This is a genomic window from Telluria sp. LT1R51-2 (genome assembly GCF_059685775.1).
The window spans coordinates 139,279-151,740 of record NZ_JCASIM010000001.1 but is presented as its reverse complement, the minus strand read 5'-3'; the positions used below and the strand labels follow the sequence as shown (position 1 = coordinate 151,740).

Here is a 12,462-nt window from a genome sequence, read left to right as displayed (position 1 = left end):
GCGCATCGGGCGCCACGTTCCGACAACGGAGAACAGCATGAAAAATTGGATGGCGGCTTGCAGCATGGGCCTGTTGATGACTGCGCAGGCTGCGTACGCAGCAGATTCGGCCGGCTGCGAGAGCGGCGGCTTCACGGTACTGGGCAAACGCGGCGCACAGACGGTGTCGGTCGCGCCGGGCGCCGTGACATCGGTGTTTCGGGTGCAGGGCCGCTACGTCCAGTTCGATGTCGACGCCGCCTCGTTCGGCATCCTCAATTACACGCTGACCGGCGCCGCCAACAAGGAAGACATCACGGGCGGCAAGGCAACGCCCGTCTTCGACAGCAAGATGCCCGATCACCGGGGCCTGGTCCTGAACGGCGCCGTCAGCGTTGAACTGAGCAGTTCGGCCGACATCGTGCTGACCCGCAGCGGGCCGGGCGTCACGATGAAGATCCAGGCCAAGGATTGCGCCACCGGCGGCCTGTTCCAGATGGAAGTCGAGCGCAGCGACGAAACCAAGACCATCTTCACGCACAAGCTGGCGCAAAGCGCGTTCTACTTCGACAACCGCAATTTCCGCAACCGCGAAGGCGATACGGTGCCGTTCAAGGACACCACGCTGACCGTCACGCCGCGCATCAATTTCGGCAACGACTACGCGGCGAAATTCGTCGGCCGCGACAGCCCGCAGTTCGCCGACCGCATCGCCGAACCGCTGTGCACCAACAATATCGTTACCCGCACCGGTGGCGTGGCCAGGGTCCAGCATTGCGGCGGCGTGTCGCAATGGTCGGTCGCCAGCGGCGGACGCATGGGTCAGGTGATGGGCGAAGATGCCGTCGAAGTGGCGCCGCCAGCCACCGCCTGCACGCACAAGTGCCAGGCGCAGAACCGCACCCGCGGCGGCGCTGTCGTCCTCGGTGCGCCGTTCCCGGTGGCCGAAGCCGACCGCCTCAAGGCGCGCCAGGCGCAATAACCGTCAGACAGACGGGATAAAAAAAGGGCTGGCGTGAATCGCCAGCCCTTTTTTGCGTCACGCCGCGCAGAAACTGCGCAGAAGCCGCGTCAGCCGTTGTTGACCACCAGGCGCGGTTCACCGGATGCCGACAGGCGCGCGCGGATCGATGCCGCGATGCCCTTGGCGTCCAGGCCCACCGACGACAGCAGCGCCACCGGATCGCCCTGGTCGATGAAGGTATCCGGCAAGCCCAGATTGAGCACCGGCTTGGCGATGCCGGCAGCGGCCATCGCTTCCATCACGGCCGCGCCCGCGCCGCCCATGATGCAGCCCTCTTCCACCGTCACGATCAGGTCGTGCTCCTGCGCCAGGCGCTTGACCAGGTCGACGTCGAGCGGCTTCACGAAGCGCATGTTTGCAACCGTCGCATCGAGTTCGTCGCCGGCCAGGATGCTGTGCGAGACCATCGAGCCGAACGCCAGGATGGCGACCTTCTTGCCGGTACGGCGCACTTCGCCCTTGCCGATCTCGATCGAGTTCAAGGCCTCCACGATTGGCGTGCCGACACCGGCGCCGCGCGGATAGCGCACGGCCGCAGGGCCCGGATAATGATAAGCCGTCGTGAGCATCTGGCGGCATTCGTTTTCGTCCGACGCGGCCATGACAACCATGTTCGGGATGCAGCGCAGGTAGGCCAGGTCGTAGTTGCCGGCGTGGGTCGCGCCATCGGCGCCGACCAGGCCCGCGCGGTCCAGCGCAAAGGTGACGTCGAGGTTCTGCAGCGCCACGTCGTGGATCAGCTGGTCGTAGCCGCGCTGCAGGAACGTCGAGTAGATCGCCAATACAGGTTTTACCCCTTCAGTGGCCATGCCGGCGGCGAACGTCACCGAATGCTGCTCGGCGATGCCGACGTCGAAGTAGCGCTGCGGGTATTCCTGGTGGAAGCGGACCATGCCCGAGCCTTCGCGCATCGCCGGCGTGATGCCGACCAGGCGCTGATCGGCCGCAGCCATGTCGCACAGCCAGTTGCCGAATACTTCGGTGTAGGTGATCTTGCCCGGCGCGGTGGCCGGCTTGATGCCTTCGAGGTGATTGAACTTGCCGGTGCCGTGGTACAGGATCGGCTCGGCCTCGGCCAGCTTGTAGCCCTGGCCCTTCTTGGTCACCACGTGCAGGAACTGCGGGCCCTTGAGCTTCTTGATGTTTTCCAGCGTCGGGATCAGGGATTCCAGGTCATGGCCGTCGATCGGGCCGATGTAATTGAAGCCGAATTCCTCGAACATCGTGGCCGGGACCACCATGCCCTTCGCATGTTCTTCGAGCTTGCGCGCCAGGTCGAGCACGGGCGCCGGCAGCACGCTCTTGCCCACGTTCTTGGCAGCGGCGTAGAACTGGCCCGACAGCAGGCGCGCCAGGTAGCGATTGAGCGCGCCGACCGGCGGCGAGATCGACATGTCGTTGTCGTTCAGGATGACCAGGAGGTTCACGTCGTCTTCGACGCCCGCATTGTTCAGGGCCTCGAACGCCATGCCGGCGGTCATGGAGCCGTCGCCGATGACGGCGATGGCGTGGCGGTCTTCACCCTTGATCTTGGCCGCTGCGGCCATGCCGAGCGCGGCCGAGATCGAGGTCGACGAGTGGGCCGTGCCGAACGTGTCGTACTCGCTTTCGTCGCGCTTCGGGAAGCCCGACAGGCCATTCAACTGGCGCAGCGACGGCATGCGGCCGCGGCGGCCGGTGAGGATCTTGTGCGAATAGGTCTGGTGGCCGACGTCCCAGACGATGCGGTCGCGCGGCGTGTCGTACACGTAGTGCAGCGCGATGGTCAGTTCGACCGTGCCCAGGTTGGACGACAGGTGGCCGCCTGTTTTCGAAACCGACTCGAGCAGGAACTGGCGCAGCTCCTTGGCCAGTGGCGTGAGCTGGGTGCGCGGCAGCTTGCGCAGGTCGGACGGGTCGTTGATATTGTCTAGCAGGTTCATTTAGGCCTTCCGCTGCACGATCAGGTCTGCCAGTTCACGCAGCCGCTGTGCTTGTTCTCCGAATGGCGCCAGCGCGTCATGCGCGTCACGCCGCAATTGCTCTGCCAGGTCGCGCGAAGGCGCCAGGCCGAGGATCGACACATAGGTCGGCTTGTTGTCGGCCGCATCCTTGCCGGCGGTCTTGCCCAGCGTGGCCGAGTCGGCGGTCGCATCAAGTACATCGTCGACCACCTGGAACGCCAGGCCAATCGCGGCCGAATAGGCATTCAGGGCTTCGATTTCAAGTGGCGTCAGGTCGCGGCCGGCGAGCGCGCCGAGCAGCACCGACACGCGCAGCATGGCGCCCGTTTTCAACTGGTGCATGCGTTCGAGTTCGTCGCGCGTCAGGGCCAGGCCCACGCTATCCAGATCGATCGCCTGGCCGCCGCACATGCCGTTCGAGCCAGCGGCCTGCGCCAGCAGGCGCACCATCGTCAACAGGCGCGCCGGTGGCACGGTGGCGCATTCGGACAAGACCGTGAAGGCTTGCGCCTGCAGCGTGTCGCCCACCAGCAGCGCGGTCGCTTCGTCATACGCCACGTGCACCGTCGGCTTGCCACGGCGCAGCGCGTCGTCGTCCATGCACGGCATGTCGTCGTGCACGAGCGAATACACGTGGATCATTTCGACGGCGCTTGCCACCCGCGCAAGCGCGGCCGGGTCGGCGTCGAACAGCGCGCCGGCGGCGTACGCCAGCAGCGGGCGCACGCGCTTGCCGCCGCCCAGCGTCGTGTAGCGCATCGCTTCGTGCAGCTTGTGCGGCACCTGGGTGGCCGCTGGCAGGAACGCGTCGAGCGCGCCCTCGACGTCGTGCTGGACCTGGCGGGTCCAGTCGGCGAACGGCAGCGCGCTCATTGCCCGCCCTCGTCGTCGCCCGAGAACGGCTTGAGCATGTCGCCTTCAAGTACCTTGACCTGCGACTCGACTTTCTCGAGCTGCCCTGCGCAATACTTGACGAGTTCGGAGCCGCGCGCATACGCCGCGACCGAGGCGTCCAGCGGCAAGGCGCCGGACTCCATCTGTGTCACGAGCTGGGCCAGTTCGGCCATCGCCCCTTCGAAGGATTCGGGTGGCGCCGCCGCTGCTGCTGCGCTGCCCGCTGTCATATTCTTTGCCATAGGTCGGTATCGTAAGGGCGTCCAGTTGTGCGCCGTGGGTCAATCCAATCGCGTATTTTAGATCAATCCCACACCACGGGGGGCGCACATTGCACCATTCGCAACATGCAGCCCCGTCCATCGATTGGGCCACCCCCTCCCTCATCATGAAAATCATGCCACGAAGGCAATTTCCCCACCAGCGCACGCAACAGCCGCGCGCGGGACCAAGACGGTAGAGCTCGTTACGAAGTATAATCGCCGGTTCTGTCCGAAATACCGTATTCCTTTACTTAAATACTGGTCTTTGGATTCTTTCTCTTCTTTGGATGCTTATTTAAGGGGGGTTGGGATGTCCGATCTGGCTACCCACGCCAAGCTGGCGCGATCCAACGCGCAGCTTCCGGTAACTGTGTATTTTGACGAGGCGCTGCTCAAACAAGAGATGCAGCAGCTGTTCGTGAATGGCCCGCGTTACGTCGGCCATGAATTGATGGTGCCCGAAACGGGCGACTTCGCCACGCTCGCTGCCGAGCACGAAGGCCGCATGCTGGTGCGTAATGCCAACGGCATCGAGGTGCTGTCCAACGTCTGCCGTCATCGCCAGGCGCTCATGTTCAATGGGCGCGGCAATGCGACCAACATCGTCTGCCCGCTGCATCGCTGGACCTATGACCTGAAGGGTGAACTGATCGGCGCGCCGCATTTTGCCGATACCCCGTGCCTGAACCTGTCCAAGACGCCGCTCCAGAACTGGAACGGGCTGCTGTTCGAGCAGAACGGCTACAACGTGATGGACAAGCTCGGCCAGCTGTCAGTGACGAAAGACCTCGATTTTTCGGGCTATATGCTCGATCACGTCGAAGTGCACCAGTGCGACTACAACTGGAAGACCTTCATCGAGGTCTACCTCGAGGATTACCACGTCGAACCGTTCCACCCGGGCCTGGGCAACTTCGTCTCGTGCGATGACCTGAAATGGGAATTCGGCCAGGATTACAGCGTGCAGACCGTGGGCGTGAACCGCGCGCTGCAAAAGGCCGGCTCGCCTGCCTACAAACGCTGGCAGGAGCAGATCCTCAAGTTCAACAACGGTACGCCGCCGAAGTACGGCGCGATCTGGCTCACGCTCTACCCGAACATCATGGTCGAGTGGTATCCGCATGTGCTGGTGGTGTCGACGCTGTGGCCGGATGGCCCGGACAAGACGCGCAACGTGGTCGAGTTCTACTACCCCGAAGAGATCGTGCTGTTCGAGCGCGAGTTCGTCGAGGCAGAACGCGCCGCGTACATGGAAACGGCGGTCGAGGACGATGAAATCGGCCTGCGCATGGATGCCGGCCGCAAGATCCTGGTGGCGCGCGGCGTCAATGAAGTGGGTCCGTACCAGTCGCCCATGGAGGACGGCATGCAGCACTTCCATGAGTGGTATCGCAGCAAAATGGCTCTCTAGTCGTGTCGTGACACGCAGCGCTGCGGAGGGTGTGGCCAGTCGGCTGCCCCTCCTTTTTTTATTGGGAATACCATGGCTTCACTCTGGATGCTGTTCGCCAGCTTCGCGTTCGCCGCGATGGGCGCGGGCGTCAAGCTCGCCTCCGAGTTCTACTCCACGTCCGAACTGCTGATGTACCGGGGCCTGATCGGCACCGTCATCCTGCTGGCGATGGTGCGCCACCGTGGCGGCACGTTCAGGACGCCGTTCGCCAGATCGCACCTGATCCGCAGCTTCGTCGGCGTGACGGCGCTGTGGATGTGGTTCTTCGCCATCGGCCGCCTGCCGCTGGCCACGGCCATGACGCTCAATTACATGGCCCCGATCTGGATCGCGGCCTGGATGTTCGCGCTGGGCTGGTGGACCCGCACCAAGCACGCCGAGTGGCCGCTGGTCGTCGCCATCGGCATGAGCTTCTTCGGTGTGACGATGGTGCTGCAGCCGGCGATCGAAAGCCGGCAATGGCTTGGCGCACTGGCCGGCGTATGTTCGTCGGTGGTGTCGGCGGCGGCGTATATGCAGGTGCGCAAACTGGGCCTCTTGGGCGAGCCCGAATACCGCGTCGTGTTCTTCTTTTCGCTCACCACCGCGGTCGTGGGCCTGCTCGCGACGCTGGCCGGCGACGGACCAAAGGGCGCCGTGTTCCACGCCCACACGCCATACAGCCTGCTGCTGCTGGCCGGGATTGGCGGCGCGGCGCTGATGGCGCAGATGGCCATGACCCGCGCCTACCGCGTCGGCAAGGTGCTGGTGGTGGCCAACCTGCAGTACACCGGCATCGTGTTCTCGTGCCTGTGGGGTTTGCTGCTGTGGGGCGACACGTTCGACTGGCACGTCTGGCTGGGCGTGGCCGTGATCCTGGTGTCGGGCGTAGCCGCGACGTTCTACAATACCCGCAAGACGGCGCGCGGCGCCGTCGTCAAGGACACCGATCCGATCGCCAGCGAAACGTAAAGGAACCGTCATGCACCAGACCCTGATTTCTGCCGCCGACCTGGCTGCGCACATCGACGACCCGGCCTGGGTCGTCGTCGATTGCCGCCACGATCTGATGAACCTGGCCGCCGGCCGTGGCGCTTACGCGAGCGGCCACCTGCCGGGCGCGGTATTTGCCGATATCGAGACGGTGCTGTCGGGCGCCAAGAACGGCGCCGATGGCGTGTTCCTGGGCCGGCATCCGCTGCCCGACCGGGAAGTGCTGGCCGAAGCCCTGCGCGACTTCGGCATCGACGACACCACGCAGGTGGTGGCGTATGACGCGCACGGCGGCATGTTCGCGGCGCGCCTGTGGTGGTTGCTGCGCTGGCTGGGGCACGAAGCGGTGGCGGTGCTCGATGGCGGGATGGCTGCCTGGGACGCCGCCGGGCAGCCGTTGACGACCGAGGTGCGCACCAGGCCGCGCGGCGCCCTGAGCGTCCGGGCGCCGTTCGTGCCGACCGTGACGGTGCGCGAGGTGCTGGACAATCTGGAAAGCGGCAAACGGATCGTGATCGATGCGCGCGCGGCTGATCGCTATCGCGGCGAAAACGAGACCATCGATCCGGTGGGCGGGCATATTCCCGGCGCGAAGAACCGCTTCTTCAAGGACAATCTGGGACCTGACGGGCGCTTCAAGGATGCCGCGCAGCTGCGCGAGGAATTGGGTGCACTGATCGACGATCCTGCAGCTGCCATCATGCAGTGCGGCTCCGGCGTGACTGCCTGCCACAATCTGCTGGCACTGGAAGTGGCAGGCTTGCCGGGCGCTGCGCTGTATCCGGGATCGTGGAGCGAGTGGGTTGCCGATCCTGCACGGCCGGTGGCCAAAGGCGCGGCGTAATTCTCGACCGTCGACGCGTGGACACGTGGACACGTGGACGGCAGCGCCGTCCACCCTACGCCATGCGCATCATGCTGACATCAAAACGCGTGCAACGCGACGACGATCGCCACGCCCAATCCGATCAGCACCACCTGCGGGATTGACTCGCGCATCGTCGAACGCCGCTGCATCTGCGGCATCAGATCGCTCACGGCGATATAGATGAACCCTGACGACGCAAACACCAGCACGTACGGAATCAGGCCGCTGGCCCGGTCCAGCGTGTAGTACCCCAGCAAGCCCCCCGCCACCGCCATCAGACTGCACAGCAGGTTGAACACATAGGCGCGCAGGCGCGAAAAGCCGGCATTGAGCAGCACGATGAAGTCGCCGATCTCCTGCGGGATTTCATGCGCGACGATCGCCAGCGCGGTGACGATGCCCAGCTCCGGGTTGGCCAGGAAGGCCGCAGCAATCAGGATGCCATCGGTGAAGTTGTGCATGCCGTCACCGAGCAGGATCATCCAGCCGGCCTTGCCCGCTTCACGCGCATCGTGCCCGTGGGCGTGGTGATGGCCATCGCCTTCATGATGATGCGAGTGGCGCAACAGGGCCACCTTTTCCAGCAAAAAGAAGGCCAGCAGGCCACCCAGCAGCGTGGCAAACAGGCTCCGGGTATCGGCGCCCGAATCGAATGCTTCCGGCAGCGCATGCAGCAGCGATGTGGCCAGCATGATGCCCACCGACAGGCTGACCATCTTTTCCACCACTTTCGACAGCAGGGCAAACGAGAAAATGGCAGCCCCGGAGATGCTGACGACGCCGGCGACGAGCGTCGCCAGCAGAATCGAGCGCAGGGTCGGGTCGATGAAGGGGGCTGAAAACGGGTCGATTTGAAGGCCTCTTGTTCTGTACGTGCGACGAGCCGCAAACCGGGCATTGTACCGCTCCCGGCCTGCCCTCGTCCAAGGCGGCGCCTGCTAGGGAAGCACTGATTTATTCTGGGGGATGGAATTGGCAGTTGAAAAAGTCAGCCTGCAAGGCGCAAAATCGAAGCAATAGCGAGCTATTGCGAGAATTTACAACGCCGCAGGATGGCTCTTTTCAACGCCAAGTCCGCCGCCATGAATTAATCAGTGCTTCCCTAGATCAGGCGACGCCGTATTTGGCGAACCACGCCAGCGCGCGGTTCCAGCCATCCTGCGCGTCTGCCGCGTTGTACATCGGGCGATAGTCGGCGTGGAAGGCGTGGCCCGACTCCGGGTACACATGGATCGTCGAGCGGCTGTTGCCCTTGTCGAGTGCAGCCTGCATGCGCTGGACCGATTCGACCGGGATGCCGGTGTCCTTCGCGCCGTACAGGCCCAGCACCGGCACTTTCAGGTTCTGGGCAAAGTCGATCGGGTGCTTGGGCGACGTGGCGGTCGCTTCGCCCACCAGGCGGCCATACCAGGCCACGCCCGCCTTGACCTTGAGGTTATGCGCCGCGTACAGCCAGGTGATGCGGCCGCCCCAGCAAAAACCGGTGATGCCCAGTTTTTCAATGTCGCCGCCGCGCTGCTGGGCCCACGTGACCACGCGGTCGAGGTCCGACATCACCTGCGCATCGGGCGTTTTTGAGACGATGTTCTTCATCAGTTCGGCCGTGCTCGGGGCCTTGGTCGCATCGCCTTGGCGCACGAACAGGTCGGGCGCGATCGCCATGTAACCCTGCTTGGCGAAGCGCCGCACCACATCCTTGATGTATTCGTGCACACCGAAGATCTCGGAGATCACCAGGATCACCGGCACCCCCGTCTTGCCCTTGGGCTGGGCGCGATACACCGGCACGTCCTGGCCGTCGATGACCAGGATCGTGTCGCCGGCGTCGAGGCCGTCGGTATCGGTCTGGATCTGGGTCTGCGCCATGACCGGCAGCGCGCTGGCGGCAAAGCCGGTGCCGATGGCGGCCCGGATGAAGTCGCGGCGGCCGACGCCATCGGTGTATGCGCTCGCGCCGAGCAGGCTGCCGGCGTCGTTGACGAGGTCTTTCATGGTCATCCCTTCGATCAGTGGTGGACAGGCTTGCGAGTTTAGCATCGCCTGCACCGGGTACGCACGGTGCTACGTGTGCGCGGGCGCCACATCGCCAAGGATCGCATACAGCTTCTGCATGTCGACCGGTTTGACCAGATGGTGATTGAAGCCGGCGGCCGCCGTGCGCGCGCGATCCTGCTCCTGACCGTAGCCGGTGATCGCCACCAGCACCGCTTGCTGCGCGTTGGCGCGGGCACGCAGGCGTCTGGCCAGTTCGACGCCGTCGATGTCGGGCAGCCCGATATCGAGCAGGAACACATGCGGCGCCGCGTGCTCGGACGCGGCCAGCGCCGGCAGCGCGGCATGCTCGACGTGCACTTCGTGCCCGTTCGATTCGAGCAGCAGCGCGAGCATCGCCGCCGCGTCCTCATTGTCATCCACGACCATGATGCGCAGCTGGTCGGACGGCGCCGGTGCGTTCATGGTGCCGGTGGCCGGGGACTCGGCGACGGGCGCCTCGCTGGCCATGCGCGGCAGGCATACCGTGAAGGTGCTGCCCTTGCCCTGCCCCGCGCTCTGGCAGGTGACGCTGCCGTGATGCAGGTCGATCAGGCTTTTTACCAGTGCCAGCCCCAGCCCCAGGCCGCCCAGCGAGCGGTCCGACGAGCGCTCGGCCTGCGAAAACAGCTCGAAAGCCCGCGTCACCAGCTCGGGCGCCATGCCGATGCCATCGTCGGTCACGTGCAGCAGCACGTGCGTGTCGCGCACTTCGGTGGACAGCGTGATCTGACCACCCTCGTGCGTGTACTTTGCCGCATTGTTGAGCAAATTAGCAAGCACCTGCACCAGGCGCTTGCGATCGCCCTCGACCAGCGGCGACTGCGGCGGCAGCGCCAGCGTCAGGTGCTGCCGCCGGGCGTGGATCAATGGCGTGACCTGCTCGATCGCGTCGTTCACGATATGCCGGATGTCCAGGCGCTCGCGGTGCAGCGCCACCAGCCCGCGCGTCACGCGCGATACGTCCAGCAGGTCGTCGACGAGACTCGTCATGTGGCGCACCTGGCGCCCGATGATCTGGCTGGTCTGGCGCACCTGCGCTTCATCGAGCCGCGCCCGTTGCAGCAGGTCGGCGGCCGCGCCGATGGGCGCCAGTGGATTGCGCAGCTCGTGCGCCAGCATCGCCAGGAATTCATCCTTGCGCCGGTCGGCCACGGTCAGCTGCTCTTGCGCCTGGCGACGCTCGGTGACGTCGCGGAAGAAGAACGCGATGCCGCCATCGATCGAACGGTGCGTGCGCACCTCCATCCAGATCTGCCGCCCATCCGGCATGGACACGGGCAGCTCGATGATTTCGGTCACCCCGGTCTCCATCACGCGCCGGTACACCGTTTCGACGTGCGTCCCCAGCAACTCGGGCCAGATTTCCCAGTGGTCGCGACCGATGACGTCTTCGGCGCGGAGCTGGGTCAGGCGCAATCCTTCGGCGTTCATGCGCAGGATCCGCCAATCCTTGTCCAGCACCGCGAAGCCCTCGCCCATGCTGTCGAAGATGCTCTGGCTCTGATCGCGTTCGCTGCGCAGCGCGGCGCGGGCGCGGGCTGCTTCGACAGCCGACCAGGTGCGCTCGGCGGTTTCCTGCGCCATCCGCAATTCGGCCTCGCGCCACACGCGCGGCGCGGCATCCTGCACGGTCAGCACGACGATCAGTTTGCCGGCCTTCACGAACGGCACCAGCAGATCGGCGCGAATGCCGATGTCGGCATACGCCGCGGTATGGTCGAGGGTGAAGCGATCCTGCGCGACGTCATCGTTGGCGATCGTCCGCCCGGTGCGCAGCGCCGCGATCAGGCCGGGACCGAAGTCGTTCATGGTCATGACCCGGCCGGCCAGGCTGGCGCTGCCCGTCGCGGTCCAGTCGTGGCGGATGCTGGCAGTGCCCTCCGCGTCGTCGATCCGGGCGTACAGCACGCGCGTGACGCCCAGTGCGTGCCCCAGCAGCGCGCATGCTGCCTCGATCACGTCATCGGGGTCATCGAACTGGCGGATGCGGTCGGCCAGCGCCAGCTGGAATGCCTGGCTCGCCCTGATTTCTTCGAGCTGCCCGACTTTTTCGGACAGCGCCTGCGCTGCCCGATAAGCGCCGGTAACATCGCTGCCCTGGGCAAAGATGCCCGTCACCCGCCCGTCCTGGTCGACGATCGGCTGGTACAGCAGGTCGATGTACCGGTCCTCGAGCGGGCCGTCAGGATGACGCTGCAGCGAGATCTTCGAATCGCGCAGCACGACCGGCTCACCGCTCGCGAAGACGTCATCCAGCATGCGGTGCACGCCTTGCGCCATCACCTCGGGTAGCGCTTCGAGCAATGGCTTGCCAATCAGTTCGCGGTGCCCAACCAGCTGGTAATACGCTTCGTTGGCCATCTCGAACACATGCTGCTCACCAGTGAGCACCGCAATGAAACTCGGGGCCTGGTTGAACATTTTCTGCAACTGGCTACGCTCCAGGCTCAGGATGCGCGTCATTGCCTCGTGCATCTGCGGCCGGTTCATCTGCGGCATGTCCGGCACCGCGTTCACACCCTGCTTGAGGTAGTACTTGCGGGTGGCGACATCGAAGCGGTACAGGTCCGTGACGTCGATGGCGTTCTGCGACACGAACACCACGTCGCCCACAGCGTCGAATACCGGCGTGTGGATTGCGCTCCAGTAACGCTCGTCGAACACGCGGCCCTCCGGCGTCTCGCGCGGCACCGCGTACCGCAGCAGTGCACTGGTGTGCGGCTGCTTCGTGGCGAACGCTTGTTCGATCGAGATGCGCACTTCGGCCAGATTGGTCGACTCGGGGTCGTTCGGATCGGCCGGAAAGGCCTCGAAGATATGCAAGCCGACAATCTGCTCTGCAGTGCGCCCGGTGGACTGCAGATATGCGGGATTCGCACCAATGATGATGAAGTCGCGGTTGATGAGCAGGTAAGGGTATGGCGACGCCGTAAACAGCGCCGCATAGTCGGGTTGCGTAAACATGACTTATTCTCACATACAAGTGCTGAACAAGCGCGTGATGCGTACCGAATTGTGGTTATCGGGGTCCG

The 12,462-nt window shown here is 64.7% G+C and carries 10 protein-coding genes; 4 read left to right on the top strand and 6 right to left on the bottom strand.

Annotation, left to right across the window (positions count from 1 at the left end; genetic code table 11):
• Window positions 1-37: 37 nt before the first annotated feature.
• Window positions 38-961: a hypothetical protein gene (locus tag AC56LH_RS00695; protein WP_499643159.1), complete on the top strand. Its 924-nt coding sequence runs from the start codon at window positions 38-40 to the stop codon at window positions 959-961.
• Window positions 962-1,050: 89 nt separating this feature from the next.
• Here the strand turns inward: AC56LH_RS00695 and dxs are convergent, their stop codons facing one another.
• From dxs to AC56LH_RS00680, 3 genes are read right to left on the bottom strand one after another with little or no spacing between them, the layout of a single operon-like run.
• Entirely contained in the window at window positions 1,051-2,925 is a 1,875-nt protein-coding gene (gene dxs, locus AC56LH_RS00690; protein WP_499643157.1) for a 1-deoxy-D-xylulose-5-phosphate synthase, read from the bottom strand.
• A complete protein-coding gene (locus tag AC56LH_RS00685) occupies window positions 2,926-3,819 on the bottom strand; it encodes a polyprenyl synthetase family protein (protein ID WP_499643155.1) in 894 nt (297 codons plus the stop codon). It lies immediately after the preceding gene.
• The gene (locus tag AC56LH_RS00680; protein ID WP_499453287.1) at window positions 3,816-4,082 is read right to left on the bottom strand and encodes an exodeoxyribonuclease VII small subunit; all 267 of its coding nucleotides are present in this window, start codon (window positions 4,080-4,082) and stop codon (window positions 3,816-3,818) included. The genes AC56LH_RS00685 and AC56LH_RS00680 overlap by 4 nt, the downstream gene beginning before the upstream one ends.
• Window positions 4,083-4,413: 331 nt before the next feature.
• On the opposite strand from AC56LH_RS00680, the gene AC56LH_RS00675 reads away from it, so the two are divergent.
• The 3 genes from AC56LH_RS00675 (at window position 4,414) to AC56LH_RS00665 (ending at window position 7,372) form a co-directional block, all read left to right on the top strand.
• The gene (locus AC56LH_RS00675; protein WP_499643153.1) at window positions 4,414-5,514 is read left to right on the top strand and encodes an aromatic ring-hydroxylating oxygenase subunit alpha; all 1,101 of its coding nucleotides are present in this window, start codon (window positions 4,414-4,416) and stop codon (window positions 5,512-5,514) included.
• A gap of 72 nt (window positions 5,515-5,586) precedes the next feature.
• The gene (locus AC56LH_RS00670) at window positions 5,587-6,507 is read left to right on the top strand and encodes a DMT family transporter (protein WP_499643151.1); all 921 of its coding nucleotides are present in this window, start codon (window positions 5,587-5,589) and stop codon (window positions 6,505-6,507) included.
• A 10-nt stretch (window positions 6,508-6,517) separates the two neighbouring features.
• The gene (locus AC56LH_RS00665) at window positions 6,518-7,372 is read left to right on the top strand and encodes a sulfurtransferase (protein ID WP_499643149.1); all 855 of its coding nucleotides are present in this window, start codon (window positions 6,518-6,520) and stop codon (window positions 7,370-7,372) included.
• 80 nt (window positions 7,373-7,452) lie between these two features.
• On the opposite strand, the gene AC56LH_RS00660 is transcribed toward AC56LH_RS00665, so the two are convergent.
• The 3 genes from AC56LH_RS00660 to AC56LH_RS00650 form a co-directional block, all read right to left on the bottom strand.
• Window positions 7,453-8,151: a ZIP family metal transporter gene (locus AC56LH_RS00660; protein ID WP_370660872.1), complete on the bottom strand. Its 699-nt coding sequence runs from the start codon at window positions 8,149-8,151 to the stop codon at window positions 7,453-7,455.
• 352 nt (window positions 8,152-8,503) lie between these two features.
• Complete coding sequence (locus AC56LH_RS00655; RefSeq protein WP_499643147.1) at window positions 8,504-9,388, bottom strand: dienelactone hydrolase family protein; 885 nt, start codon at window positions 9,386-9,388, stop codon at window positions 8,504-8,506.
• 69 nt (window positions 9,389-9,457) lie between these two features.
• Window positions 9,458-12,394, bottom strand: a complete 2,937-nt coding sequence (locus tag AC56LH_RS00650) for a hybrid sensor histidine kinase/response regulator (protein ID WP_499643145.1) — start codon at window positions 12,392-12,394, stop codon at window positions 9,458-9,460.
• Between the last annotated feature and the right edge of the window lie 68 nt (window positions 12,395-12,462).

Excerpts from the sequence above, each read along its gene's own strand:
- AC56LH_RS00685 (WP_499643155.1), bottom strand. The coding sequence starts at position 3,819 with ATGAGCGCGCTGCCGTTCGCCGACTGGACCCGCCAGGTCCAGCACGAC.
- AC56LH_RS00665 (WP_499643149.1), top strand. The coding sequence starts at position 6,518 with ATGCACCAGACCCTGATTTCTGCCGCCGACCTGGCTGCGCACATCGAC.
- AC56LH_RS00680 (WP_499453287.1), bottom strand. The coding sequence starts at position 4,082 with ATGGCAAAGAATATGACAGCGGGCAGCGCAGCAGCAGCGGCGGCGCCA.
- AC56LH_RS00675 (WP_499643153.1), top strand. The coding sequence starts at position 4,414 with ATGTCCGATCTGGCTACCCACGCCAAGCTGGCGCGATCCAACGCGCAG.
- dxs (WP_499643157.1), bottom strand. The coding sequence starts at position 2,925 with ATGAACCTGCTAGACAATATCAACGACCCGTCCGACCTGCGCAAGCTG.
- AC56LH_RS00695 (WP_499643159.1), top strand. The coding sequence starts at position 38 with ATGAAAAATTGGATGGCGGCTTGCAGCATGGGCCTGTTGATGACTGCG.
- AC56LH_RS00650 (WP_499643145.1), bottom strand. The coding sequence starts at position 12,394 with ATGTTTACGCAACCCGACTATGCGGCGCTGTTTACGGCGTCGCCATAC.
- AC56LH_RS00670 (WP_499643151.1), top strand. The coding sequence starts at position 5,587 with ATGGCTTCACTCTGGATGCTGTTCGCCAGCTTCGCGTTCGCCGCGATG.
- AC56LH_RS00655 (WP_499643147.1), bottom strand. The coding sequence starts at position 9,388 with ATGAAAGACCTCGTCAACGACGCCGGCAGCCTGCTCGGCGCGAGCGCA.